The organism is Rhodovarius lipocyclicus (assembly GCF_009900765.1).
GTDB classification, from domain to species: Bacteria; Pseudomonadota; Alphaproteobacteria; order Acetobacterales; family Acetobacteraceae; genus Rhodovarius; species Rhodovarius lipocyclicus.
Genome location: NZ_JAAABL010000002.1, coordinates 88,097 through 113,941, shown reverse-complemented (window position 1 = coordinate 113,941; position 25,845 = coordinate 88,097). Strand labels below are relative to the sequence as shown.

The 25,845-nt window shown below is 69.9% G+C and carries 25 protein-coding genes; 10 read left to right on the top strand and 15 right to left on the bottom strand.

What is annotated here, in order from left to right; all coding sequences use genetic code 11:
- Window positions 1-15: 15 nt before the first annotated feature.
- The 7 genes from GT007_RS03380 (at window position 16) to GT007_RS03350 (ending at window position 7,843) form a co-directional block, all read left to right on the top strand.
- Complete coding sequence (locus GT007_RS03380; RefSeq protein ID WP_160120161.1) at window positions 16-753, top strand: aspartate/glutamate racemase family protein; 738 nt, start codon at window positions 16-18, stop codon at window positions 751-753.
- Window positions 754-761: 8 nt separating this feature from the next.
- Entirely contained in the window at window positions 762-1,748 is a 987-nt protein-coding gene (locus GT007_RS03375) for a glycoside hydrolase family 113 (RefSeq protein ID WP_160120160.1), read from the top strand.
- 10 nt (window positions 1,749-1,758) lie between these two features.
- Window positions 1,759-3,333: a serine hydrolase domain-containing protein gene (locus GT007_RS03370; protein WP_160120159.1), complete on the top strand. Its 1,575-nt coding sequence runs from the start codon at window positions 1,759-1,761 to the stop codon at window positions 3,331-3,333.
- A 64-nt stretch (window positions 3,334-3,397) separates the two neighbouring features.
- Window positions 3,398-4,414 carry a MerR family transcriptional regulator gene (locus tag GT007_RS03365; protein WP_160120158.1) on the top strand — a complete coding sequence of 339 codons (1,017 nt, stop codon included), beginning with the start codon at window positions 3,398-3,400 and terminating at the stop codon, window positions 4,412-4,414.
- Between the two features lie 58 nt (window positions 4,415-4,472).
- Complete coding sequence (locus GT007_RS03360) at window positions 4,473-5,477, top strand: C-terminal binding protein (RefSeq protein WP_160120157.1); 1,005 nt, start codon at window positions 4,473-4,475, stop codon at window positions 5,475-5,477.
- A 185-nt stretch (window positions 5,478-5,662) separates the two neighbouring features.
- Window positions 5,663-7,129, top strand: a complete 1,467-nt coding sequence (locus tag GT007_RS03355) for an NADP-dependent isocitrate dehydrogenase (RefSeq protein WP_160120156.1) — start codon at window positions 5,663-5,665, stop codon at window positions 7,127-7,129.
- 180 nt (window positions 7,130-7,309) lie between these two features.
- Complete coding sequence (locus GT007_RS03350; protein WP_160120155.1) at window positions 7,310-7,843, top strand: hypothetical protein; 534 nt, start codon at window positions 7,310-7,312, stop codon at window positions 7,841-7,843.
- Between the two features lie 74 nt (window positions 7,844-7,917).
- On the opposite strand, the gene proC is transcribed toward GT007_RS03350, so the two are convergent.
- The 4 genes from proC to GT007_RS03330 are packed head-to-tail and all read right to left on the bottom strand — an operon-like array spanning window position 7,918 to window position 12,060.
- On the bottom strand, window positions 7,918-8,724 hold the full coding sequence (gene proC, locus GT007_RS03345; protein ID WP_160120482.1) for a pyrroline-5-carboxylate reductase: 807 nt from the start codon (window positions 8,722-8,724) through the stop codon (window positions 7,918-7,920).
- Window positions 8,725-8,753: 29 nt separating this feature from the next.
- Window positions 8,754-10,079: a TldD/PmbA family protein gene (locus GT007_RS03340; protein ID WP_160120154.1), complete on the bottom strand. Its 1,326-nt coding sequence runs from the start codon at window positions 10,077-10,079 to the stop codon at window positions 8,754-8,756.
- Window positions 10,076-11,344 (bottom strand): M16 family metallopeptidase, encoded by a 1,269-nt coding sequence (locus GT007_RS03335; protein WP_160120153.1) that lies wholly within the window; start codon window positions 11,342-11,344, stop codon window positions 10,076-10,078. Before GT007_RS03335 ends, GT007_RS03340 begins: the two co-directional genes overlap by 4 nt.
- Window positions 11,341-12,060: a glycerophosphodiester phosphodiesterase gene (locus GT007_RS03330; protein WP_160120152.1), complete on the bottom strand. Its 720-nt coding sequence runs from the start codon at window positions 12,058-12,060 to the stop codon at window positions 11,341-11,343. Before GT007_RS03330 ends, GT007_RS03335 begins: the two co-directional genes overlap by 4 nt.
- 82 nt (window positions 12,061-12,142) lie before the next feature.
- Between GT007_RS03330 and metW the strand changes: the two genes are divergently transcribed.
- On the top strand, window positions 12,143-12,742 hold the full coding sequence (gene metW / locus GT007_RS03325) for a methionine biosynthesis protein MetW (protein ID WP_160120481.1): 600 nt from the start codon (window positions 12,143-12,145) through the stop codon (window positions 12,740-12,742).
- A gap of 92 nt (window positions 12,743-12,834) precedes the next feature.
- Window positions 12,835-13,557 (top strand): acetoacetyl-CoA reductase, encoded by a 723-nt coding sequence (gene phbB / locus GT007_RS03320; RefSeq protein ID WP_160120151.1) that lies wholly within the window; start codon window positions 12,835-12,837, stop codon window positions 13,555-13,557.
- 94 nt (window positions 13,558-13,651) lie between these two features.
- Here the strand turns inward: phbB and GT007_RS03315 are convergent, their stop codons facing one another.
- Genes GT007_RS03315 through GT007_RS03305 form a run of 3 tightly spaced genes read right to left on the bottom strand, consistent with a single transcriptional unit; the run spans window position 13,652 to window position 16,426 of the window.
- Window positions 13,652-14,539 carry a prephenate/arogenate dehydrogenase family protein gene (locus GT007_RS03315; protein WP_160120150.1) on the bottom strand — a complete coding sequence of 296 codons (888 nt, stop codon included), beginning with the start codon at window positions 14,537-14,539 and terminating at the stop codon, window positions 13,652-13,654.
- On the bottom strand, window positions 14,532-15,620 hold the full coding sequence (hisC, locus tag GT007_RS03310) for a histidinol-phosphate transaminase (RefSeq protein WP_160120149.1): 1,089 nt from the start codon (window positions 15,618-15,620) through the stop codon (window positions 14,532-14,534). Before hisC ends, GT007_RS03315 begins: the two co-directional genes overlap by 8 nt.
- On the bottom strand, window positions 15,617-16,426 hold the full coding sequence (locus tag GT007_RS03305) for a chorismate mutase (RefSeq protein ID WP_160120148.1): 810 nt from the start codon (window positions 16,424-16,426) through the stop codon (window positions 15,617-15,619). Before GT007_RS03305 ends, hisC begins: the two co-directional genes overlap by 4 nt.
- Window positions 16,427-16,499: 73 nt before the next feature.
- Between GT007_RS03305 and metX the strand changes: the two genes are divergently transcribed.
- Window positions 16,500-17,636 (top strand): homoserine O-acetyltransferase MetX, encoded by a 1,137-nt coding sequence (metX, locus tag GT007_RS03300; RefSeq protein WP_160120147.1) that lies wholly within the window; start codon window positions 16,500-16,502, stop codon window positions 17,634-17,636.
- Window positions 17,637-17,854: 218 nt separating this feature from the next.
- On the opposite strand, the gene thrC is transcribed toward metX, so the two are convergent.
- From thrC to ctaD, 8 genes are all read right to left on the bottom strand, one after another.
- Window positions 17,855-19,264, bottom strand: a complete 1,410-nt coding sequence (thrC, locus tag GT007_RS03295; RefSeq protein WP_160120146.1) for a threonine synthase — start codon at window positions 19,262-19,264, stop codon at window positions 17,855-17,857.
- Between the two features lie 3 nt (window positions 19,265-19,267).
- Window positions 19,268-20,749, bottom strand: a complete 1,482-nt coding sequence (locus tag GT007_RS03290) for a carboxypeptidase M32 (protein WP_160120145.1) — start codon at window positions 20,747-20,749, stop codon at window positions 19,268-19,270.
- A 23-nt stretch (window positions 20,750-20,772) separates the two neighbouring features.
- The gene (locus tag GT007_RS03285; RefSeq protein ID WP_160120144.1) at window positions 20,773-21,528 is read right to left on the bottom strand and encodes an SURF1 family protein; all 756 of its coding nucleotides are present in this window, start codon (window positions 21,526-21,528) and stop codon (window positions 20,773-20,775) included.
- Between the two features lie 64 nt (window positions 21,529-21,592).
- Window positions 21,593-22,444 (bottom strand): cytochrome c oxidase subunit 3, encoded by an 852-nt coding sequence (locus GT007_RS03280; RefSeq protein WP_160120143.1) that lies wholly within the window; start codon window positions 22,442-22,444, stop codon window positions 21,593-21,595.
- Between the two features lie 97 nt (window positions 22,445-22,541).
- The gene (locus GT007_RS03275; protein WP_160120142.1) at window positions 22,542-23,180 is read right to left on the bottom strand and encodes a cytochrome c oxidase assembly protein; all 639 of its coding nucleotides are present in this window, start codon (window positions 23,178-23,180) and stop codon (window positions 22,542-22,544) included.
- On the bottom strand, window positions 23,177-23,302 hold the full coding sequence (locus GT007_RS22740) for a hypothetical protein (RefSeq protein ID WP_268894539.1): 126 nt from the start codon (window positions 23,300-23,302) through the stop codon (window positions 23,177-23,179). The genes GT007_RS03275 and GT007_RS22740 overlap by 4 nt, the downstream gene beginning before the upstream one ends.
- Window positions 23,299-24,249, bottom strand: a complete 951-nt coding sequence (locus tag GT007_RS03270) for a heme o synthase (protein ID WP_160120141.1) — start codon at window positions 24,247-24,249, stop codon at window positions 23,299-23,301. Before GT007_RS03270 ends, GT007_RS22740 begins: the two co-directional genes overlap by 4 nt.
- Before the next feature lie 9 nt (window positions 24,250-24,258).
- Complete coding sequence (gene ctaD / locus GT007_RS03265) at window positions 24,259-25,842, bottom strand: cytochrome c oxidase subunit I (protein WP_160120140.1); 1,584 nt, start codon at window positions 25,840-25,842, stop codon at window positions 24,259-24,261.
- Between the last annotated feature and the right edge of the window lie 3 nt (window positions 25,843-25,845).

Here is a 25,845-nt window from a genome sequence, read left to right as displayed (position 1 = left end):
TGCACAGTGCCGTGCATGAAGAACTCCGGCAAGAAACCCGCCCGCGGCGGCAAGGCCATCTATGGCGCGCCGCTCGGCATCCTGATGCTCGAAGCCCGTTTTCCGCGCATTATGGGCGATATGGGCAATGGCCAGACCTGGCCCTTCCCCGTGCTGTTCAAGGTGGTGAAGGGCGCTTCACCGGAAAAAGTGGTGGTGGGCGGCGCGCGCGGCCTGCTGGACGATTTCATCGAGGCGGCGCGGGAACTGATCTCCCTGGGGGCGGAGGGGATCACGACGAATTGCGGCTTCCTGTCGATCTTCCAGGCGGAGATGGCGGCGGCGCTGGGCGTGCCGGTCGCCACCTCCTCCCTGATGCAGGTGCCCTGGGTGCAGGCCACCCTGCCGCCCGGCCAGCGGGTGGGCATCATCACCGTGAACAGCAAGGGCCTGACGGAAGCGCACCTCAAGGGCGCCGGCGTGCCGCTCGACACCCCCATCGTGGGCACCGAGACGGGCGTGGAATTCTTCCCCGTGCTGATCGAGGCCGCGCGCGAGGACATGGATGTGGAACTCGCCCGCCAGGATATCCTGGACGCGGCGGCGGAGCTGAAGCGCCGCGTGCCGGACCTGGGCGCCGTGGTGCTGGAATGCACCAACATGCCCCCCTATGCCGCCGATGTGCAGGAGCTGCTGGGCGTGCCGGTCTATGACATCTACTCGATGATCAACTGGTTCCAGCTGGGCCTGCGGCCACGGCGTTTCCTCGATTGAGAGGGGTCATGTTCCCCCGCCGCGCCCTGCCGCTGCTGCTGGCGCCCGTCCCCGCCCTGGCCCAGACGCGCCCTGCCACTGGCCCTTGGCGCGGCTTCAACCTGGCGGTCACCGAGCAGGCCCCGCCGGGCGGCGCCGATTCGCGGCGCAGCCTGCGGCTGATGCAGTCGCTGGGGGCGGACAGCGTGGCGGTGATGCCCTTCCTCTGGCAGGAATCGCCCGCCGCCACCGCCGTGGTGCGCGGGGGCGACTCGCCCGACGCCCTGGTTGCCGCCGGCATCCGCCAAGCGCGGGAGATGGGGCTGCGCGTCTTCGTGAAGCCCAAGCTGTGGGTGCAGGGTGCGGCCCCCGGCGCCATCGCCCCCGCGAACGACGCCGCCTGGCGGGGCTGGTTCGCGGCCTATACCCAGGCGCTGCTGCCCCTGGCCCGCCTGGCGCAGGAGGCCGGGGCCGAGGCCTTCTCCATCGGCCAGGCGATTCGCGGCGCCACCGCCCGGCCGGAGTGGCGGGAGGTGATCCAGGCCCTGCGCGGCGCCTTCCGCGGCCGGCTGACCTATGTCGCGGCCGACACCGAGGAAGCCGAGGCCTTCCCCCATTGGCCCCTGCTGGATGCGGTGGCCACGCGCATCTTCCGCCCCCTGGGGCCCGACGACCGCCCCCAGGAATGGGCCGCCCCCATGCAGCGGGAGGTGGAACGGCTGGAGCGCCTGGAAGCCCGCACCCGCAAGAAGATTTGGGTGGCGGAGCTCGGCATCCGCTCCGCCGCCGGGGCCGCGATGAACCCGGCCAGCGACCGCGCCTCGGTGCCCGACCCGCGCGTGCAGGCGGAGGCGCTGGCCCGCTGGCTGCGCCGGCTGGACCGCCCGGCGATCGAGGGGCTGTTCCTCTGGCGCTGGTTCACCGACCCCGCGCGCGGCGGGGCGGCCGATACGGACTACACGGTGCAGAACAAGCTGGCCGAGGGCGTGCTGCTGCACGCCTGGGCCGCGCGATAGGAGAAGCGGGATGACCGACCTCGGGCAATTGCGGCTGGCGCGCCGCGCGGAAGCATTGCTGGCCCCCTTCGCGGGCAAGCCCGGCGCCAGCATCGGCCTGGTGCGGGACGGCCAGTTGGTGGTCCATGCCGCCGGCGGCCTGGCCAGCATCGAGGGGCAGGCCGAAACCGCCCGCGGCACGCTGTACCGCATCGCCTCCGTCTCCAAGCAGTTTACCTGCGCGGCTGTCACGCTGCTGGCGAATGAGGGCAAGCTGTCCCCCGCCGACCCCATCAGCCAGCACCTGCCGGGCCTGCCCGCCTGGGGCGACCGCGTGACGCTGGACCACCTGATGCGCAACACCTCCGGCGTGCGGGACATGCTGGAGCTGATGCGCGGCGGCGGGGTGGATCTGTCGGCCATCATCCCCGGCGGGTCGCTGGATGCCGCGATCGCGCGCAGCGCGGGGCTGAACTTCGAGCCCGGCAGCCGCTTCCTGTATTCCAACAGCGCTTTCCGCCTGCTGGGGCTGGTGGTGGAGAAGATCACCGGCGACACGCTGGAATCCTTCCTGGAAACCCGCATCTTCGCCCCCGCCGGCATGACGCGCACGCGCCACACCCCGGATGTGCATGTGCCGGTGCCCGGGCTGGCCACTGGCTATGTCCGGCGCGGGCCGGGCTTCATCCGCGCGCCGCACGGCTTCGCGCTGGGCGGCGAGGGCGGGCTGGTCTCGGGCATCGAGGACTTGGCGCTGTGGGTCGCGGCCTGCGAGGGCGGGGCCTTCCAGGGGCTGGAGGAACAGCTGGTCACCCCCCTGCCCTTCACCAACGGCACCCCCAACACCTATCGCCGCGGGTTGCAGGTGGAGACATGGCGCGGTGTCTCCATCACCTCCCACGGGGGGCTGTGGCCGGGGTTCAAGACGGCGTTCCAGCGCGTGCCGCAGCAGGGCGTGGCGGTGATCGTCATCAGCAACAACGGCGCGGCGGACCCCGGGGCACTCGCGCAATCCATGCTGGAGGCGGCGCTGGAGCGCGTGCTGCACCCCGCCCCCGCTTTGCCCAGCCTGGACGGCATCACCGGCAGCTGGATAGCCGAGGACATCACCCCCGGCGGCCGCAGCTTCGACCTGTGGGTGGAAAAGGGCCGCCCGATGGCGCGGCAGAACGGCACCGCCTTCGCGCTCGCGCCCAATGAGGAAGGCCGGCTGGCCTCCGCGCGCGGCACCATCCACTTCGCGCTGGAACGCGATGGGGAGGCCTTCCTGCTGCATGAGGAAGCAGGGCATTCCGCGCCGCTGATCCGCACCAACGGTCCGCTGCCGCTGCCGGAGGACGCGCCCGGCACCTATGTCTGCCCCGACCTGGACGCGACCTGGACCATCGCGCCCGACGGGCGTTGGACGGTGGAGGGCCCGCACGCCCGCTCCGGCCCCTTCCGCACCGAGGGGCTGGCCGAGGATTTCGCCCGCTTCCACAGCCCGGGCGCGCTGTTCGACCATTGGTGGGATGTGCGCTTCACCCGCAGCGAGGCCGGGCGGGTGACGGGGCTGCTGGTCAATGGCTCCCGCGCGCGGGGGCTGCGCTTCACCCGGCTGGATTGAGGCTTGACCCGGCCCCTGGGGCTGGCCCGATAGACGGCACGGTCAACCCGCCATGAGGTGATTCGTGCCCCCTTCCGACCGGTTCCTGAACCCCGCCGAGGCCGCCCGTCGGCTCGGCGTCTCCAGCAAGGCGCTGCGGCTGTATGAGCAGCGCGGCCTGCTGGCCCCGCCGCGCAGCGAGGCCGGCTGGCGCGCCTATGGCCCCGAACAGATGGCCCGGGCGGGTGAGATCGCGGCGCTGCGCGCGCTCGGCCTCAGCCTGGCGCAGGTGGCGCGCGTGCTGGCGGGCGATGCGCGGGCGCTGGAGCCCGCCCTGGCCCTGCACCAGGCGGCGCTGGAGGACCGGGCGCGCGACCTGGCCGCAACCGTGGCGAAGGTGCGCGCGCTGCGGGCCGGCCTGTCGCGGGGCCAGGCCCCGGCCACCGGCGAACTGGGCCGCCTGTTGCGCCCGGCCGCCGAAATCGCGGTGGCCTTCGACCTGCCCTGGCCCTGGGGCGGCGAGCGGTTCGAGCTGCGCGACCTCAAGCCGCTGACCTACATCACCGGCCCCCTGGGCAGCGGCAAGACCCGGCTGGCCCGGCGCCTGGCCGAAACCCTGCCGGGCGCCGCCTTCCTGGGGCTGGAACGGCCGGTGGAGGCCGCGCGGGCGCTGCTGGCCGCCGACCCCGCCCTGCGCGCGCGGGTGGAACGCGCCCTGGCCTGGCTGGAGGAGGATGGCGCCACCGCCTCTGACGCGCTGCTGACCCTGCTGACCGGGCTGGAGGCCGAAGGGCCGGCCGCCCTGGTGGTGGATCTGGTGGAACAGGGGCTGGACCAGGCGGCGCAGCAGGCGCTGGCCGCCCATCTGCGCCGGCGCGGGCCGGGCGGGCGGCCGCTGTTCCTGCTCACGCGCTCCAGCGCGATCCTGGAGCTGGGGTCGGTGGGGCCGGAGGAGGCGATCCTGTTCTGCCCCGCCAACCACAGCCCGCCGATGCGCGTGGCCCCCTGGCCGGGCGCCCCGGGCCAGGAGGCACTGGCGAGTTGCCTCGCCCCGCCCGAGGTGCGGGCGCGCACCGAGGGGATGACCGCCCGGCTTGCCTGACAAGGCGCCGATTGCCCGCACCCGCATCCTCCCGCACTCTGCGGGCGGGAGGACAACAATGACCATCATTCTCGAACCCGAGGGCCTGTACCCCGACAACCATGTCGAGGAACCGATCTTCGGCGCGGGCGCGCGCATCCTGCGCGGTTCGGCTCGCTCGCATCTGTCGGAACTGCCGGACGAGCTCTGCGCCCAGGCCGAGGGGCTGATGACCCTGCGCCTGGCCGTGCCGGGCGACCAGCTGGCGCGCTTTCCCAAGCTGCGCGTCGTGGTGCGCATGGGCGTGGGGTATGACCGAGTGGACCGCGCCGAATGCGCCCGGCGCGGCATCACCGTGTGCAACGTGCCCGATTACGGCACCGAGGAAGTGGCGGATCACGCCATCTCCCTGGCGCTGGGGCTGCGGCGCGGGCTGTTCCTGCATCACGAAACCCAGCGCGAGACCCCGCCGGCGGATTGGGGCGTGATCCGCACGCCGCTGATCCGGCGGATGTCGGTGCAGCGCTTCGCGGTGCTGGGGCTGGGGCGCATCGGCACCGCCGCCGCGCTGCGGGCCAAGGCCTTCGGCTTCGACGTGGTGTTCTTCGACCCGCATCTGCCCAACGGGGTGGAACGCGCCCTGGGCATCCGCCGCGCGCCGAACCTGGAGGTGCTGATGGCCCAGGCCGACGTGCTGTCCATCCATTGCCCGCTGACGAAGGAAACCCATGGGCTGGTGAACGCCCACGCGCTGGGCCACCTGCCGGCGGGCGCCGTGGTGGTGAACACCGCGCGCGGCCCGATCCTGGACCTGGACGCGCTGGAGGCCGGGCTGCGCAGCGGCCATATCGCCGGGGCCGGGCTGGATGTGCTGCCGGTGGAACCGCCGGTCGAGCCCTTCCCCAGCCTGCTGCGCGCCTATCGCGCGAAGGAGGAATGGCTGAAGGGGCGCCTCGTGATCACCCCGCACAGCGCCTTCCACACGCCAGAGGCCTGGGACGACATCCGCAGCAAAAGCGCCGAGACGATGCGGGATGTGCTGCTGAAGGGCCTCAGGACGAATGTGATTCCGCCGGAAGCATAAGCCCCAGCCGCGCAGCCATCCCGCCGCGCAAAGGGCGGCGCGCCCGGCCGGTGAGGCCTTTGCGGCGCAGCAAGGACTCCGAAGGCTTTATGGCCCAGGAAGCGTGGGCGGGCCCGCCTGCCCGCTTGCCTTTCACTCTGTTGCGGCGCAACTAACGCACCGCAACATATGCCCGGAGCTTCCGCATGACGGTCCAGCCTTCTCCCGCGCAGTTGAAACCCGAGACGGGCACCACGCCCGTCACGGTCGCCCGGGGAGACGGTATCGGCCCCGAGATCATGGAAGCCTCCCTCGCCATTCTGGAAGCCGCGGGCGCCAGGCTGGCGATCGAGGAAATCGAGGTCGGCGAGAAGGTCTACAAGGCCGGCTTCACCTCGGGGCTGACGGACGATGCCTGGGCCTCCATCCGCCGCACCAAGCTGCTGTACAAGGCGCCGATCACCACCCCGCAGGGCGGCGGCTACAAATCCCTGAACGTGACGATCCGCACCGGCCTCGGCCTGTTCGCCAATGTGCGCCCCGTGCGCGGCTATGCCCCCTATGTGCCCACCTATCACCCGGACATGGACCTGGTGATCGTGCGCGAGAATGAGGAAGACCTCTACACCGGCATCGAGCACCGCCAGACCGACGAGGTGGTGCAGTGCCTGAAGCTGCTGTCCCGCCCGGGCAGCGAGCGCGTGATCCGCTATGCCTTCGACTTCGCGCGCCTGGCCGGGCGGAAGAAGGTGACCTGCCTGGTCAAGGACAACATCATGAAGCTGACCGATGGCATGTTCCATCGCTGCTTCGATGAGATTGCGGCCGAATACCCCGAGATCGCGCATGACCACATGATCGTGGACATCGGCGCCGCCAAGATCGCCGTGAACCCCGAGCGGTTCGACGTGGTGGTCACGCCCAACCTGTATGGCGACATCGTCAGCGACATCGCGGCCGAGGTCGCGGGTTCCGTGGGCCTCGCTGGTTCGGCCAATATCGGTGAGCACGGCGCGATGTTCGAGGCGGTGCACGGTTCCGCGCCGGACATCACGGGCAAGGGCATCGCCAACCCCTCCGGCCTGTTCCTGGCGGGGGTGGAGATGCTGCAATTCGCCGGCCAGGGCGAGGCCGCGGCGCGCGCCTTCAACGCCTGGGCCGCGACCATCGAGGCCGGCATCCACACTGGCGACATGTCCGGCCCCGAGACGAAGCAGAAGGTCGGCACCAAGGCCTTCACCCAGGCCGTGATCGCCCGCATGGGCGAGGTGCCGAAGAAGCTGAAGCCCTGCCAACCCAGCAAGGGCGCCGTGCCCCTGCCGCCCCCGGTGCGCCGCGTGCCGGAGGAGAAGGTGCTGAAGGGCGTGGACATCTTCGTGGAATGGCGCGACGGCACCGAGGCCCTGGCCGCCATCCTGAAGACCGCCGCCACCGAGGCCCTGCCCCTGACGCTGATCACCAACCGCAGCGCCAAGGTGTGGCCGAACGGCCTGCCCGAGACTTTTTGCACCGACCAGTTCCGTGGCCGCTTCGAGTTCGCGGGCACGGGCACGGCGCAGGATGTGATCGCGCTGCAGAGCCGGCTGGTCGAGGCCGGGATCTCCATCGGCAAGACCGAGAACCTGTTCAGTTTCAACGGCAAGCTGGGCTATTCCCTGGCCCAGGGCCAGTAACGCCAAGCCATTGCCGCGGGCTTGGGCATGGCCGGGGGGCCGTGCCCAGCGCCGGGGCATCATGCAGATGCATGAGGTGGCCTCGCACGGTTTCGCCAGATGACATCGCCGATTCGGGGTTGCCAGGCTGTGGGAAATATTGCGAAACACCTCGTGGGAGTTTTCTTGGGGGGTTTATCCATGCGTTTCACGTCGATCGCGCGCCTCGCGCTGATGGCCGGTATCGGATTGCTGGTGGCCGTTTCCTCGCCAGCTTCCGCCGCCCGCAATGACCAGGGCGCCGGCGCCCGCAGCCAGCTGAGCCGCCAGGCGCCCCGCGCCGCCGCCGCTCCCCGGGCCGCTGTGGCCCGGGCCGCCGCACCCCGCGCCACCGCGCCGCGCGGCACCAGCCGTTCCGTGACCGCGGCGCGCGGCCCGCAGGCCTCGCCGCTGCTGCGCCGGGTGGCCACCACCTCCAGCAACATGCGCGCCCAGCCTGCCATGCTGCGCGGTTCGGCCAACGCCGCCACGGTGCGCGGCCAGGCCGCCCGCCAGCAGGCCAACAGCTGCTCCACCGTGCGCGGCCGCCGCGTCTGCACCGGCAACCGCCAGGTGGCCCTGCGCTGGTCCAACGGCATCGCGCCGGCCGGCGGGCAGCAGTCCTCCTGCCCGGATGGCACCATGGCGATGCTCGCCCTGGGCCATGACAACGTCTATCGCTGCGTGCCGCTGTAACAGGCCGCACGGCCCGCAAAAAAAGGCCCGGCGCCGAGAGGCGGCCGGGCCTTTTTCATGGCTGGGCCAAAGCCCTACCCCGCCAGTTCGCGGGACCGCGCGGTGGCGGCCGCGATCGCCTTCTTCATGATGTCGGGCCAGGCGGCCTCATCCATCAGCACGGCCAGGGCGCGTTCGGTGGTGCCCTTGGGGCTGGTCACGTTCTTGCGCAGGGTCGCGGCATCCTGCGGGCTGGCGGCCAGCAGGGCGCCGCTGCCGGCGACCGTGGCGCGGGCCATGCGCATGGCCAGCTCCTCCGGCAGGCCCTGGGCGACGCCGGCGGCGGCCATCACCTCCACCAGCAGGAAGACATAGGCCGGGCCACCGCCAGAGACAGCGGTGACGGCGTCGATCAGCGCCTCGTCCTCGATCCAGGCGGCGTCGCCCACGGCGCGCAGCAGCGTGTCGGCCAGGGCGCGCTGCTCGGCGGTCACGCCCGGGCCAGCGAAGCCCACGGTGAAGCCCTGGCGCACGGCGGCGGGGGTGTTGGGCATGGCGCGCACCACGCGGGCGGCGTCACCGCCCAGCAGCCGGCACATGCCGGCCACGGTCTGGCCCGCCATGATGGACACGAAGACCGGCGCATGCGCCACCAGCCGTGCCAGCTGCGGCAGGGCGTTCGGTGCCTCCTGCGGCTTGGTGGCCAGGATGACGGCGGCGGGGACGAAATCGGCCGGGATTTCCGCGATGCTGGCCACATGGCGCACCCGGCCGGCGAAGGCCGCGACCGCCTCCGCATGGGGTTCCACCACCACGGTTTCGGGCGGCAGCCCCTGCTCCAGCCAGCCGGCCAGCATCGCGCCGCCCATCTTGCCGCAGCCGATCAACAGTAAAGGTGGCATCATTGGGTCCCCCGAAATGCGGCGGGATACTAACGCCCCGCCAACGTCATGCCATCCACCCGCAGCGTCGGCGCGTCCGTGCCGCGCTTGAACATCAGGTCGCAGGCGGGGGTGATGTGCAGGAACATCTCCGGCAGCTTGCCCGCGATGGTGATCTCGCTGACCGGCTCGGCCAGTTCGCCGTGGCGGATCATGAAGCCCGCGGCACCCCGGCTGTAGTCGCCGGTGATGGGGTTCACGCCCATGCCGATCATCTCGGTCACGTACAGCCCCTCGGCGATGTCCTCCATCAGCTCACGCGGCGTGACATGGCCGGGGGCGAGCCACAGATTGGTGGTGGCCGGGCCCGGCGGGCCGCTGGTGCCACGGCTGGCATGGCCGGTGCTGGCCAGGCCCAGCTGGCGCGCGCTGCGGCCATCCAGCACCCAGCTTCGCAGCACCCCGTCCTCGACCAGCGCCAGCGGCGCGGTGGGGGTGCCCTCGCCGTCGAAGGGGCGGCTGCGCAGGCCACGCCGGCGCGTCGCGTCATCCGTCACGCGCAGGCCCCGGGCCAGCACCTGCTTGCCCATCGAATCCTTCAGGAAGGAGGTGCCGCGCGCCACCGCCGCCCCGTTCAGCGCGGCCGAGAGATGCCCCAGCAGGCTGCCCGCCACGCGCGGGTCATACACCACCGGGATGCGCGCGGTGCTGGCCCGGCGCGGGTTCAGGCGGCGCACCGCCTGTTCGCCCGCGCGGCGGCCGATCAGGGCCGCGTCCTCCAGATCCTCCAGATGCACGGCGGAGGAATAATCGTAGTCCCGCTCCATCCCCGTGCCCGTCCCGGCCAGGGCGCTGGCGGAAACGCTGTGCCCGGTGCGGGCATATTCCCCCGCGAAGCCCCGACTGGTGACCAGCGCGATGCGGTTGCGGCTCCAGCCGGCCTCGGCGCCCTCGGAATTGGTCACGCCGGGCACGGCCAGCGCGGCTTCCTCGGCGATCGAGGCGCGGGCGATCAGCTGCTCGGCGGTGGGCTCGGTGGGGTCCACCAGATCGAGCGCCACGGCGGGCAGCGGCCGCGCCTCGGGGATCGCGGCGAAGGGATCCTCAGGCACCACGCGCGCCATGGCGACCGCGCGTTCGGCCAGCGCCGCGAAGCCCGCCACATCCGTCGCGTTGCTGCTGACCACGGCGCTGCGCGCGCCCAGGAACACCCGCAGGCCGATATCGGTGGATTCCGCGCGTTCCAGATGCTCGGTCTGGCCCAGGCGCCGCTGGACCGACAGGGACTGGCTTTCGATCAGCAGCGCATCGGCGGCGTCGGCCCCCGCGCGGCGGGCGGCCTCGACCAGAGCCGCCAGCCGGTCGAGGTTGCTCATGCCGCCAGCTTCTCGGTGATGTGGCCCAGGCCCGGGACATGCCCGGCCGGGCCCATGGCGGCCAGCGTCGGCTTGCCGCGGAAGATGCGGGTGGCCACGCGCTGGATGTCCGCGATGGTGACGGCGGCGATCTTGGCCTTCGTCTCCTCCGTGCGGATCACCCGGCCATGCACCTGCAACTGGCGCGCCAGCTGCTCGCAGCGGCTGCCGGTCGATTCCAGGCTCATGAGCAGGGAGGCGCGGAGCTGCGCCTTGGCGCGGTCCAGCTCATCCTGCGTCACGTCGCCCTGCACGCGGCGCAGTTCCTCCAGCGTCACGGGCACCAGCTCACCCGCTTCCTTCTCGCCAGTGCCGGCGTAGATGGCGAACAGGCCGGAATCCGCGAAGGGCTGGGTGTAGCTGTAGATGGAATAGACGAGGCCGCGCTTCTCCCGGATCTCCTGGAACAGGCGCGACGACATGCCGCCGCCCAGCAGGGCCGAGAGCAACATGGCCGCATGGGTGTCCGGGTCGGAATAGGACACGCCCTCGAAGCCGAGGACCACATGCACCTGGTCCAGGTCGCGTTCCTCGCGGAACTCGCCGCCGGTGTAGCGGGCGGGCTCCATGGCGGGCGCCGCGCCGCTGGGCAGCTGGGAGAAATGCTTGCCCGCGAGGTCCAGCAGCGTCTCATGGCTCAGCGCGCCGGCGGCCGAGACCACCATGCTGGAGGGGCCGTAGTGGCGGGACATGTAGCCCGTCAGCGCCTCCCGCTTCATGCCCTTGATGATGGTGTCGGTGCCCAGGGTGGGGCGGCCCATGGGCTGGTCGCCATAGGCGATGGCCTGGAAATGGTCGAACACGATATCGTCCGGCGTGTCGTTCGCCTGGCCGATCTCCTGCAGGATCACGCCGCGCTCGCGCTCCAGCTCCTCGGGCACGAAGCTGGAATGGCTGAGGATGTCGCCGATGATGTCGGCGGCCAGGCCCACATCCTCCTTCAGCACCTTGCAGTAATAGGCGGTGTTCTCGCGCGCGGTGTAGGCGTTGATCTGCCCGCCGACATTCTCGATCTCACGCGCGATGGCGGCGGCATCGCGCCGCTCCGTGCCCTTGAAGGCCATGTGTTCGAGGAAGTGGGAAACCCCGTTCTCCTCGGCCGTTTCGTGGCGGGTGCCGGCCGCGACATAGGCGCCGATGGACACCGTCTCCACGCGGGGCATGGATTCGGAGACGACCACGAGCCCGGAGGGGAGGCGCGTGACGCGGACTGGCTCTTCGTTCATGGGGAATTCATTAGCCCGTCCCGCAGCTTGAGCGCCAGCACGGGGTCATCAGTGGTGATGGAATCTGGACGCATGGCGAAGGCGGTGGTCAGCGCCGCCTCCGTATCCGCGCGCCAGATGTTGGTGATGCCGGCGATGCCGGGCAGGATTTCGGGCAGCAGGGTGGTCTCGAAGCCGAAGCCGATGCCGTTGCAGCGCCAGGCGGCGGCGGCCGCGTTCAGGGAGGCCGCATCGTGCCAGCCCATGTCGCTGGGCCGCATCAGCAGGTCCTGGTCCGGGAACAGGCCGGGGGCCAGGGTGGCGGGCTGGAAGGACATGACGCGCACGCGGGCCGGGATGCGGTCCAGCTCCGCGCGCACGCCGGCCAGCAGGCGCGGGTCGTGGCGGTTCTCGTGGTCGGCCTTGATCTCGAGGCGCAGCAGCTTGCCGCTCTGGGCCACCAGCTCCAGCAGGGTGGCCAGGGTGGGCAGCCCCTCGGACAGGCCGCGGATGGGGATGGCCGCGAGTTCGGCCGCCGTGCGGTGGGCGATGGGGCCGGTCGCCCCGGTCATGCGGTCCAGCGTCGCGTCGTGATGGACCATCACCACGCCGTCGGAGGAGAGATGCACGTCGCATTCCACCTCCTCGACCGGCAGGGCGAGGGAATGGCGGAAGGCGGTGAGGGAGTTTTCCGGCCAGAGCAGGGCACCGCCGCGATGGGCGCAGAGCGTGATCATGGCCCTCCACTTACACCCGGATGCGGTTTTGCTCTATGCAGGGCCCATGCCCGAAGGCCCCATCCAGTACATCGCCAAGAACATGCGTGTGGACCTGCGCCTGATCGCGGAGATGATCCCCCATGGCGCGCGCGTGCTGGATATCGGCTGCGGCGACGGCGCGCTGCTGGATTACCTGACCACCAACAAGGGCGCCGATGCCCGCGGCATCGAGATCGACATGGCCCAGGTGACGCGCGCCGTGGCCTCGGGCCTCGCGGTCATTCACGGCGATGCCGACAACGACCTGGCCTTCTACCCCGATGGCGCCTTCGATTTCGTCGTGCTGTCGCGCACCATGCAGGCGGTGGAGCGCCCGCGTGAGGTGCTGCGGCAGATGTCGCGAATCGGCCGGCACGTCATCGTCAGCTTCCCCAATTTCGGCCATTGGCTGGTGCGCTGGCAGCTGCTGTGGACCGGGCGCATGCCGATGACCGAGACCTGGTCCCGCCACTGGTTCGAAACGCCCAACATCCACCCCTGCACCATCCGCGACTTCTTCGACCTGTGCGAGATGGACGGCTATGTGGTGGAACAATGGATGGCCGCCGATGATGAGGGGCTGAAATCCCCCTGGCGGCGCTTTCCGCGCCTGGCCAACCTGTTCGGCGAACAGGCGCTGTTCCAGCTGCGGCGGCGCTAGAGCGCTGATTTGCCGATTGCCACGCGCCTGCCTCTTGATGCTGCGCCGCGATGAGTGAGACGTTGTCCCAGGGGCGACGGAGGACGCAGCAGATGAGCAGATTGGCATTGGTAACGGGTGGGCAGCGCGGGATCGGCGCCGCGATCAGCGAGGCGCTTCTGGCCTCCGGCCGCCGGGTGGTGGCGAACTACGCGGGCAATGACGCGGCCGCCAAGGCGTTCACGGAACGTACCGGCATTCCCTGCTACAAGTTCGATGTCTCGGATTTCGACGCCTGCGCGGCGGCGGTGAAAAGCATCGAGGCCGAGCATGGCGCGATCGAGATCCTGGTGAACAACGCCGGCATCACCCGCGACGGCACCATGAAGCGCCTGAGCCGCACCATGTGGGATGAGGTGATCGATACCAACCTCGGATCCTGCTACAATTTGTCCAAGCTGTTGTGGGACGGGATGCTGCACGCGAAGTTCGGGCGCATCGTGAACATCGGCTCCATCAACGGCCAGGCCGGGCAGTACGGCCAGGTGAACTACGCCGCCGCGAAATCGGGCATCCATGGCTTCACCAAGGCCCTGGCGCAGGAAGGGGCGAAGTTCGGCATCACCGTGAACGCCATCGCCCCCGGCTATGTGGACACCGAAATGGTGCGCGCCGTGCCGCCGGACGTGCTGGAAAAGATCGTGGCGCGCATCCCCATGGGCCGGCTGGGCCGGGCCGAGGATATCGCGCGCGGGGTGAAGTTCCTGACCGCGGATGACGCGGATTTCGTGACCGGGTCCACGCTGTCGATCAATGGCGGGCAGCATATGTATTGAGGGCGATGCGAGAGGGCGGCGCCCTCTCGCGCTCTCCTGGTAGGAGCCGAAAGGCCCTTTGCGGGGTACCCGAGGGGCAGAGCCCCTCGGCCTTCTACGCCTGCTTCCGCTCGATCAGCCCGCGCCGGATCTTCCGCCCCCGCGCCAGCCGGTCCTCGATGAAGTCCGCCTGTCCCCAGCGCACGGCGCGCCCTAGCGCGTGCGCGTCCTCGCTGAAGCGTGCCAGCATTTCCAGCAGCGCGTCGCGGTTGTTCAGGAAGATGTCCCGCCACATGTCCACGTCGCTGGCCGCGATACGCGTGAAGTCCCGGAAGCCGGAGGCCGCGAATTTCAGCACCGCCTCACGGGTTTCCTCGGCCAGGTCGTCCGCCGTCGAGCAGATGGTGAAGGCGATCAGATGCGGCAGGTGGCTGACCATGGCGACCACCTTGTCATGGGTGGCGGGGTCCATGGTCTCGATCATGCTGCCCGCGCGTTCCCACATCGCGCGCACCTTGCCCAGCGCGCCGGGGTCCGTGTCCTCCAGCGGGGTGATGATGCAGTAGCGCCCCTGGAACAGTTCGGGGAAACCCGCATCGGGGCCGCTGTGCTCGGTGCCGGCCATGGGGTGGGCGGGCACGAAGCGCACATAGGCCGGCAGATGCGGCCGCACATCCCGCACGACGGAGGATTTGGTGCTGCCCGCATCCGTCAGGATGGCGCCGGGGGCCAGGTGCGGGCCGATCTCGGCCATCACCTCGGCATAGACGCCCACGGGCACGCACAGGATGACGCAATCCGCCCCCGTCACCGCCTCGGCCAGGGTCTCGGCCACGGTGTCGGCGAAGCCGAGTTCGCGCACGCGCTCCCGGCTCGCCTGGGATTTGGCGGTGGTGACGATATGGGCCGCGATGTCGCCGCGCGCACGGGCCATGCGCGCGATGGAACCGCCGATCAGCCCCGGCCCGATGATGCAGAGCCGCTGGAAAAGCGTGTCAGCCATTCTTCATGAAAGCGGCGATGGCGTCGGCCACCATCGTGCATTCCTCTGCCGTGCCGATGGTGATGCGCAGGCATTGCGGCAGGCCGTAGCCGCCCATGGCGCGCACGATCAGGCCGCGCGCGCGCAGGGCGGCGTCGGCGGCCTTGCCGCGCTCGGCGGTGGCGAAATCGGCCAGGATGAAGTTACCGTGGCTGGGCCACACCTTCACGCCGCAGGCCTCCAGCGCCGCGCTCAGCTTCGCGCGCCATTCATTGTTGTGCGCGACGGAGGTCTCGATCCAGCCCGGCTCCGACAGCGCCGCGACCGCGGCGGCCTGGGCCGCGATGTTCACGTTGAACGGGCCGCGGATGCGGTTGATCACATCGGCGATGCCCTGCGGGAAATAGCCCCAGCCCACGCGCATGCCGCCCAGGCCGAACACCTTGCTGAAGGTGCGGGTCATCACGGTGTTCTTGGTGCTGTCCACCAGCTTGGCGCCGGCGTCGTAATCGGGGTCGGTCACATACTCGGCATAGGCGGCGTCGAGCACGAACAGCACATCCTCCGGCAGGCCCTTCTGCAGGCGCTCCACCTCGGATTGCGGCAGCAGGCTGCCGGTGGGGTTGTTCGGGTTGGCCAGGCAGACGATGCGGGTGCGCGGGCCCACGGCGGCCAGCATGGCATCCACATCGGCCGTCAGGTTCTTCTCGGGCACCTTGATGACGCGGCAGCCGGCATAGCGGCCGGTGATGTCGTACATGGTGAAGCCATGCGCGCTCATCACCAGCTCGGTGCCTTCGCCGCCATAGGCCTGGATGATGTGCAGCAGGATCTCATCGCTGCCGGCGCCGCAGATGATGCGCGCGGGATCGAGGCCGAAGCGCGCGCCGATGGCGTTGCGCAGCGCGGTGCTGCCGCCATCCGGATAGCGGTGCAGCTCCTTGGCGGTGGCGATATACGCCTCCATCGCCGAGGGCGGCGGGCCGAAGGCGCCCTCGTTGGAGGAGAGCTTGATGATCCGGTTCACGCCAGGGATCTTGCTCTCGCCCGGCGCGTAGGCCTCGATCGACAGGATGCTGGGGCGGGGCGCGGGGGCGGTCATGCGGAAATCCCTCTGATGGGCGTGGCGTAGGCGCCGAGCAGGCGCGTGCGGATGAAATTGGGCGCGGCCAGCCGGGCGTCACCCGGCTCGATCAGGCCATCGGCATCGAACAGGAAGCGCGAGAGGCCGGCGTTGCGGCGCACGATCAGCAGCCGCGCGGTGATCCCGGCCTCGGCCAGGCCCTGCAGCACGGCCCCGCGCGACAGTTCCGGGTCGGCCTCGACCAGCAGCAGGGAGCGGTCGTCGTCCGACGGGTCCGGCATGCCATGGGCCACGATCAGCGCCTCGGGGCCGGGGTTGCCCTCGGCGTAGAAGGGCAGGCGGGCGACGACGGCCAGGCGCGGCGCGTCCAGCGCGGGCCACCACTCCAGCTCCGCCGGATCGGCCTCACTGGGGAAGGGCAGCACGGCGATGGCGGCATCCCCATTGCCCACCGCCGCCAGCGCCTGGGAGGGCGTGGAGTAGGAGCGCGTGGGCATGCCCATGCCGAAATGCTCGGCCACCAGCTTCGGCACGCTGTCGCCCACGCCGTGCAGCGCGAGGGAGAAGCTGTTCTGCTGGCGGATGGAAGTGGCGAACATCTCTCGCCAAAGACGCACCAGGGCGGCGCGCGGCAGGGGGCCGGAATGGCGCCCCAGCAGGCGGCGGAGGATGCGGGCCTCCCGCCCCGGGCGCAGGGTGGGGCCACCGGCCTTGGCGCGGCTGGCGGCGAGCCCCGCCACCACGTCGGCGCGACGCATCAGCAGGTCGTGCAGGGCGTCGTCGATGGCATCGAGTTCGGCGCGGACATTGGCGAGAGTATTCATGCGGACCCAGCAATAGCCCCGGGTGGCCCCAGGTTGAAGCCCCGCTCGCTCCGGCCTATGTCGGGAAAGCACAATGTCAGCCCTGATCCAGCCCTTCCCCGAGATCGAGCACCAGTCCACCCGCTTTCCGGAGGGGCTGATGCTGGATTGCGGGGTGCATCTGGCGCCGCTGACGGTCGCCTGGCGCGGCTATGGCACGCTGAACGCCGCGCGCAGCAACGCCGTGCTGATCTGCCATGCGCTGACCGGCGACCAGTATGTGGCCGAAACCCAGCCCCTGACGGGCAAGGGCGGCTGGTGGGCCAATCTGGTGGGCCCTGGCCTGCCGATCGACACCGACCGCTTCTTCGTCATCTGCGCCAATGTGCTGGGCGGCTGCATGGGCAGTTCCGGCCCGCGCGAACGCCGGGCGGACGGCACCCCCTGGGGCACGGATTTCCCGACCATCACCATCCGCGACATGGTGCGCGCCCAGAAGAAGCTGGTGGAGCATCTGGGCATCGACCGGCTGCTGGCCGTGCTGGGCGGCAGCATGGGCGGCATGCAGGCGCTGGAATGGGCCGCGACCTTTCCGGAATCGGTGTTCGCGGTGGCCCCCATCGCCACCGCCAGCCACCATTCCGCGCAGAACATCGCCTTCAACGAGGTCGGCCGCGCCGCCGTGCGCGCAGACCCCGATTATCGCGGCGGGCGCTACTGGGCCGAAGGGCGCATCCCGGCGACGGGCCTGGCGGTAGCGCGCATGGTCGCGCACATCACCTATCTGTCCGAGGAAGCGCTGACGCGCAAATTCGGCCGCCGCCTGCGCGGGGCCAACGCCGTCACCTTCCTGGAGGACGTGTTCGAGGTGGAAAGCTACCTCCGCCACCAGGGCAGCAGCTTCGTGCGGCGGTTCGACGCCAATTCCTACCTGACCATCACCCGCGCCATGGATTACTTCGACCTGGCGGCGGAACATGAAGGCGCGCTGCACAAGGCCTTCCGGGGGGATGGGCCGCGATTCTTCGTGTGCTCCTTCACCTCGGACTGGCTGTTCCCCACGGCGGAAAGCCGGCGGCTGGTGCAGGCGATGAACGCGGCCGCGGCACGGGTCAGCTTCGTCGAGATCACCTCGGACAAAGGCCACGACGCGTTCCTGCTGGATGAGCCGGATTTCCACCGGGCGCTGGGCGGGTTCGTCGCGGGGGCGGCACGGGATTCGGGGGTTTAGGGAGACCGAGAGAGGCTTTGCCTCCCTCGCCCTCCCAGCAGTTTGGCACCGGTCCTGCCAGGGTATTTCCCATTGAATTTTATAATGGAAATGGTGCCCCACCCACCAAGGTGAAGCGCCAATCAATGGGTTCCAAGGGCCTTTCGGCCTTTGGCGGGGTGCCCGAGGGGCAGAGCCCCTCGGTCTTTTCCGTGCCTTGGGGGCAGCGTCCCCCGGTCTTACGGCGCGTTCCGCCGCGCATGCGACCGCACGGCGGCTTCCAGCCCATCCAGGTTGTTCGGCAGCACGGTGAAGCGTTCCTCGCGCTGGTACAGGTCGGCCAGATGCGCGGGCAGCGGCGGTGTGATGCCCAGGGCTTCCCGCACCGCGTCCGGGAATTTCGCCGGGTGTGCGGTGGCCGCGACCACCACGGGCACGGCCTGGTCTTGCGGCATATGCGCGGCGGCGGCGGCGGTGCCGACCGCGGTGTGCGGGTCCGCGATGTAGCCCCCGGCCTCGGCGTGCAGGCGGCGCATTTCCACCAGCGTGCCGGCGTCGTCCAGGGTGAAGCCGTGGAACTGCGCGCGGGCCTGCTTCCAGGCGGCGTCGGGGATGGGCATGCGGCCCTCGGCGCGGAAGCGGCTCATCTGCGCGGCGGTGGCGGCGGCGTCGCGGCCCAGCAGTTCGAACAGCAGGCGCTCGAAATTGCTGCTGACCTGGATATCCATGCTGGGGGAGAGCGAGGGCTCCACCGCGCGCATGGTCATGTCGTTGCTGGCCAGGAAGCGGGCCAGGATGTCATTGCGGTTGGAACCGATGATGAAGCGCTCCACCGGCAGGCCCATGCGGTGCGCGGCATAAGCCGCCAGCACATTGCCGAAATTGCCGGTGGGGACGGAGAAGGCGACCTTGCGCTCCGGCGCGCCCAGCTGAAGGGCGGCGTAGATGTAGTAAGGGATCTGCGCCGCGATGCGGGCCCAGTTGATGCTGTTCACGGCGGCCAGATGCATCTCGCCACGGAAGGCGGCGTCGTTGAACATCGCCTTCACCGCATCCTGGCAATCGTCGAAACTGCCTTGCAGCGCGATGTTCGCCACGTTGGGCGACAGCACCGTGGTCATCTGGCGGCGCTGCACCTCGCTGGTGCGGTTTTCGGGGTGCAGGATCACGATATCCACGGCGGCGCGGTCGCGGCAGGCCTCGATGGCCGCGCTGCCGGTGTCGCCGCTGGTCGCGCCCACGATGGCGATGCGCTCGCCCCGCTTGGCCAGCACATGGTCGAACAGCCGGCCGAGCAGCTGCAAGGCCATGTCCTTGAAGGCCAGCGTCGGCCCGTGAAACAGTTCCAGCGCGAAGACGCGCGTGTCGAGCTGCACCAGCGGCACCACGGCGGCGTGGTCGAACCGCCCATAGGCGTCGCGGCACATGGCCAGCAGATCGGCCTGGGCGATGGTACCGCCGGTGAACAGGCCGATGACATGCGCCGCGACATCGGCATAGGGCAGGCCGCGCAGCGCGCGCAGGTCCTCGGCGGTCAGTTGCGGCCAGGATTCGGGCATGAACAGCCCGCCATCCTCGGCGAGGCCGGCCAGCAGAACACCTTCGAAGTCACGGGGCGCGGCCTGGCCGCGAGTGGAAACGTAGCGCATCGGTCAGTCCAGATAACGGGCGGTGAGGTGGGCCTGGAAATCGGCGGGGTCCAGCGGCTTGCCGGTGGCGGCGCGCAGCAGGTCCTGGAAGCCCAGGCGGCTGCCCTGGCTGTGCACATGGGTGCGCAGCCAGGCGATCAGGGCGGAGGCGTCGCCCTGCTCCAGCCGGGTGTCGAGGTCGGGGATGGCGAGGCGGGCGGCGCGCATCAGCTGGGCGGCGGCCATGGCACCCAGCGTGTAGCTGGGGAAATAGCCGAAGGCGCCGTCATGCCAGTGGATGTCCTGCAGGCAACCGCGCGCGTCGTCCGGGGGCGTGATGCCCAGCAGCCGGTGCAGCCCCTCATTCCAGGCGCCGGGGATGTCGGCCACGGCCAGATCGCCCGCGATCAGCGCGCGCTCCATGCGGAAGCGCAGGATGATGTGGGCGGGATAGGTGATCTCATCGGCGTCCACGCGGATGAAGCCGCGCTCCACATGGCGCCAGAGCTTGCCGAGATTGTCCGCCGCATAGGGCGCGGCGGGGCCGCCGAAGGCCGCGTGCAGCTCCCGCCCCAGGAACGCCAGATAGGCATCGGAGCGGCAGGTTTGCATCTCGATGATCAGGGACTGGCTTTCATGCGCGGCCATGCCGGCGGCCTCGCCGACCGGTTGCAGGGCATAGGCGGTGGGCAGGCCGCGCTCATACAGGGCGTGGCCGGTCTCATGCAGCACGCCCAGCAGGGCCTGGGCGGCATCGTCCTCACGATAGCGGGTGGTGATGCGCACATCGGTCGGCGTGCCGCCGCAGAACGGGTGCAGCGATTCGTCCAGGCGGGAGTGCTCCGCCTCCAGCCCCATGCGCAGGGACATGCGGCGGGCCAGGTCGCGCTGGGTGGCGACCGGGAAGGGGCCGGGCAACGGGGTGGCGTGGCCGCGCCGGGCCTGGATCTCCTCGGCGCGCGGCAGGGCATGGGCCAGGAAAGTCTCATAGGCCGCGAAGATGGGTTCCACCTCGGCGGCCGTGACGCCGCGCTGGAAGCCGTCCATCAGCGCGTCATAGGGGCTGAGGCCGAGGGCGGGCGCCAGGGCGGTCGCGGTTTCGCGCTGCAAGCGCACCACCTCCTCCAGCGCCGGGCGGACCAGGGCGAAATCGCTGGTGCGGCGGGCCTCGCGCCAGATCTTCTCGCAGGCGGAATTGGCGCGGGTGGTCGCCTCGACCAGCGAGGTCGGCAGGGCGGTGGCGCGGGTGTGGGCGCGGCGCATCAGGTCGAGGTTGGCGCTGTCCCACTCGCCCGTGGCGGAGGCGGCAGCCAGGTCGTCGGCCACTTCGGGGGCGGTCAGCAGCTCATGGCACAGGCCCGCGATGGTGGCCAATTGCTCGCCGCGCGCGGCACCGCCGCCCGGGGGCATCATGGCCGAGGCATCCCAGCCGAGCATGGCGCTGGCCTCGCCCAGGGCGGCGATGCGGGCGAAGCGGGTTTTCAGGCGGTCATAGGCGGCGGTCATGCGGGGTGGTGTAGCAAAGCCCGCTAGTCGCGGATACGCCGCCAGGCCCACACGCCGAACACCGCGCACCACACCAGCGCCAGGCTGAACCAGGTGATGGCATAGCCCAGATGCGGGTTGTCGGGCTGGGGGAAGCCCCGCGCGGGGTCGGGCACGGCGCCCTGATGGGCCGCGGGGCCGGCGCCCAGCACGCCCGCCGGGCGGGCCGCGCCCTGCCCCACCACCACCAGCCCGAAGGGCGCGGGCGCGATGCCCAGTGCCGCCCCCATCGCCGGGATGTCGAAGTTGAAGAACTGCCGCGTCGCCGGGCTGTCGCTGGCCGAGAGCATGCCCCCGCGCTCCGAAGGGCGGGCCCAGCCGGTGACGGTGACGGTGCCCTCCGGGCGCTCCACGCCCTGGCGGGTCTGCGGCACCCAGCCGCGATCGACCAGCAGGGGCGGCAGGCCCTCGCGCTCCAGCGGGGTGATCAGGTCGGCGCCCAGCACGGTGCCGCGCACCTCGGCGCCCAGGATGATCTCCTGGTCATGGCGGAAGCGGCCGGTGGCGGAGATGTGGGTGAAGGGCGCGGCGCTGGCGCCGGCAGGCACCGGGGGGGCGGCCTGGGCGGCGGCCAGGCTGTCCAGGATGGCGTTCTTCCATTCCAGCCGCCGCATCTGCCACAGGCCGAGGCCGAGCAGGATGGCCAGCACCGGCAGGGCCGCGAAGCTGGGCAGGATGATGCGCTGCCAATGCAAAAGGGGGGCGCTGGGCCCCCCTTTCAGTTCCGGTTGGTCATTCATGCTGCGCTCCACTTGCCGGGTTACCCGGCCGGGCGGGCAGCCCGGCCATCAGGCCGGGCGGATATCAGTGATGCGCGATTTCGCCCGCGCCGAAGATGTAGATGGACACGAACAGGAACAGCCACACCACGTCCACGAAGTGCCAGTACCAGGCGGCGGCCTCGAAGCCGAAATGCCGCTCGGCGGAGAAGTGGCCCTTGATGGCGCGCACCAGGCACACCGCCAGGAACACGGTGCCCACGATCACGTGGAAGCCATGGAAGCCGGTGGCGAGGAAGAAGGTGGAGGAGTAGATGCCGCCGCCATTGAAGGCGAAGGGCGCCTGGGAATATTCATAGGCCTGCACGCAGCTGAACAGCAGGCCGAGCGCCACGGTGATCGACAGGCCCTGGATCAGCGCCTTGCGGTCATTGTGCAGCACGCCCCAATGCGCCCAGGTCACGGTGCAGCCCGACAGCAGCAGCAGCAGCGTGTTGAACAGCGGCAGGTTGAACGGGTCGAAGGTCTTGATGCCCGCGGGCGGCCACAGCGCGGCGGTGGAACCCGACACATGGGACGGATACAGCGCGAAGTGGAAATAGGCCCAGAAGAAGGCCACGAAGAACATCACCTCGGAGGCGATGAACAGCATCATGCCGTAGCGCATGCCGATCTGCACGATGGCGGTGTGCATGCCCGGCGTGCGGGATTCCTTGATGACGTCGCGCCACCACAGGGCGGCCACGATCACCGTGCCCAGGAAGCCCACGCCCAACACCCAGTGGATGTTGTAGTGCGCGAACATGATGATGCCGAGCAGCAGGGTGCCCGCCCCGAAGCTGGCCAGCATCGGCCAGGGGGAGGGGTCCACCAGGTGGTAGGGGTGCTTGTGCAGGGCGGGTTCAGCGCCCGTCGCGGTGTTCACAGTGCTGGCCATTCTCGATCCTGGGTCCCCGGGAGAGCTTCCGGCCTTTTGTCCACGCAAACGCGGCCGGAATCAAGATTACGAAATTCACTGCGTGGCATCCCGATGCTCACTGCGTGGCTCGGGGGCGCACGCCCGCGGTAATGCCTTCCGGCGCGGGGCCGACATGCGGGCCCGCATTCGCCAGGGCGCCGCTGCGCTCCGCGTCGTCCAGGCTGCGGAAGAAGGTGTAGGAGACGGTGATGGTGCGGATGGTGCGCGTGTCGATGTCCTGGAACATCGCCGGGTCCACCCAGAAGGAGAGCGGCATGTCCGCGCTCTGCCCCGGCGCCAGCGTCTGCTCGGTGAAGCAGAAGCAGGCGGTCTTGTGGAAATAGCGGCCCACTACCTCCGGCGTCACGTTATAGGTCGAGATGCCGGTGACGGGCGTGCTGCCCTGGTTGCGGGCGGCGTAGAAGGCCACCCCTTCCTCACCCGGGCGGATCTGCATGCTCACCTGCTCCGGCCGGAAGGACCAGGGCAGGTCAGGGTGCGTGGCCGCCACGAATCGGATGGTCAGCGCCGGGCCCTCGGCGGCGCCGGGCGCCGCACTGCCCAGCATGGGAGTGCCGTTGAAGCCGGTGGCACGGCAGAACAAGTTGTACAGCGGCACGGCCGCGAAGGCGACGCCGGTCATGACGCCCACGAAGCCCATGGCCGTCAGCATGGTGCGCCGGTTGCGGCGGCGCAGTTCGTCGGGCGCCGTCATGTCCGCATCAGCCTGGCAACGGAGACGAAATAGAACAGCACCACCAACCCCAGCAGCGCCAGCAGGATGGCCCAGTTGCGCTGCCGCCGGCGGCGGAGGAATTCCTGTTCGTTCGTGTTCATGTCAGCACCAGATGGTCCAGCACGAGCACGCCGAACAGGATGAAGAGGTAGGAAATCGAATATTTGAAGCAGCGGCGCGCGGCGGCGTCGTTGTTCAGGGTGGCCCCGCGCTCATCCTGCGCATCGCGCAGCACGGCGATGGCATGGCGCAGGAACCACAGGCCGAGCGCAATGGCGGTGACGCCATAGACGGGCCCGGTCATCCCCAGGAACCAGGGCAGCGGCGCCAGCGGCAGCAGCAGCACGGTGTACAGCACGATCTGGCGGCGGGTTTCACGCGGCCCCGCCACCACCGGCAGCATGGGCACGCCGGCCCGGGCGTAATCCGCATGCGCCCACAGGCTGAGCGACCAGAAATGCGGCGGCGTCCAGAAGAAGATGATGGCGAACAGGATCAGCGGCTCGGCGCTGATGGAGCCCGTGGCGGCCACCCAGCCGATCAGCGGCGGGAAAGCGCCGGCGGCGCCGCCGATGACGATGTTCTGCGGCGTGCGGCGCTTCAGCCAGGCCGTGTAGATCACGGTGTAGAACAGGATGGAGCCGGTCAGCACGCCGGCGGCCAGCCAGTTGGTGGCCAGCCCCATCACCACGACCGAGAACAAGGACAGCGCCACACCATAGGCCAGCGCCGAGCCCGCCTCGATCCGCCCGGCCGGGATGGGGCGGTTCGCGGTGCGGCGCATCACCGCGTCGATGTCGCGGTCGTACCACATGTTGATGGCGCCCGCCGCACCCGCGGCCAGCGCGATGCACAGGATGGCGGTGCAGGCCAGCACCGGGTTCATGTGCCCGGGTGCCACCAGCAGCCCCGCCACGCCGGTATAGACGACGAGGCTCAGCACACGCGGCTTCAGCAGCGTGAACCAGTCCCGCACCTCCGACCCCGGAGACAAATCGAGGGGGGCCGAAGCCCCCCCCGCCTGTTCGATGATGGCGCTGTCGCTCATCTTTGGCCCTTAGCGGATCCGGGGCAGTTCTTCGAAGGTGTGGAACGGCGGCGGGGAGGACACCTGCCACTCCAGCGTCGTCGCACCTTCACCCCAGGGGTTGGCGGCCGCCTTCTGGCGCTTCGTGAAGGTCACGAACAGCACGTAGAAGAAGAACACCAGGCTGGCGACGGAGATGTAGCTGCCGATCGAGGCCACCAGGTTCCAGCCCGAATGCGCGTCGGCATAGTCCGGATAGCGGCGCGGCATGCCCTGGTTGCCCAGGAAGTGCATGGGGAAGAAGGTCAGGTTCACGCCGACGAAGGTCAGGTAGAAGTGAATCTTGCCCAGCGTCTCCGGGTACTGATAGCCGGACATCTTGCCCAGCCAGTAGTAGATGCCGGCATAGATGCCGAACACCGCGCCCAGCGACAGCACGTAGTGGAAGTGCGCCACCACGTAATAGGTGTTGTGCAGGATCTGGGTGATGGAGGCATTGGCCAGCACCACGCCCGTCACGCCACCCACGGTGAACAGGAAGATGAAGCCGAGCGCGAACAGCATCGGCGTGTCGAACTTCATGGACCCGCCCCACATGGTGGCGATCCAGGAGAAGATCTTCACGCCCGTCGGCACCGCGATCACCATCGTCGCCGCCATGAAGTAGGCGCGCGTGTCGACGCTGATGCCCGACTGGTACATGTGGTGCGCCCACACGATGAAGCCGACCACACCGATGGCCACCATGGCGTAGGCCATGCCCAGGTAGCCGAACACCGGCTTCTTGGAGAAGGTGGAGATCACGTGGCTGACGATGCCGAAGGCCGGCAGGATCATGATGTACACTTCGGGGTGGCCGAAGAACCAGAACAGGTGCTGGAACAGCACCGGGTCACCGCCGCCGGCCGGCTTGAAGAAGGCCGTGCCGAAGTTGCGGTCCGTGATCAGCATGGTGATCGCACCACCCAGCACCGGCACCGACAGCAGCAGCAGGAAGGCCGTGACCAGCATGGACCACACGAACAGCGGCATCTTGTGCAGCGTCATGCCCGGGGCGCGCATGTTGAAGATGGTGGTGATGAAGTTGGCCGCGCCCAGGATGGAGCTGGCGCCCGCCAGATGCAGGCCGAACAGCGCCATGTCGACGCCCGCGCTCGGCTGATACTGGATGTCGGACAGGGGCGGATACAGCGTCCAGCCCGTGCCGGCGCCGCCGACGAACAGGCTGGCCACGGTCAGCGCCAGGGCCGGCACCATCAGCCAGAAGCTGATGTTGTTCAGGCGAGGGAAGGCCATGTCCGGCGCGCCGATCATGATCGGCACGAACCAGTTGCCGAAGCCACCGATCAGCGCGGGCATGACGACGTAGAACACCATCACCACGCCATGGGCGGTGACCGCGACGTTCCACATCTGGCCGTCGGCGAAATACTGCATGCCGGGATGCGCGAGCTCCAGGCGCATCAGCAGCGACAGCCCGATACCCACGATCGCGGAAACCAGCGCGAACAGGATATAAAGCGTGCCGATGTCCTTGTGGTTCGTGCTGAAGAACCAGCGCGACACAAAGCCGGGCGTGTGGTCGTGATGGTCAGCGTGGGCGGCGTCGGCCATGGT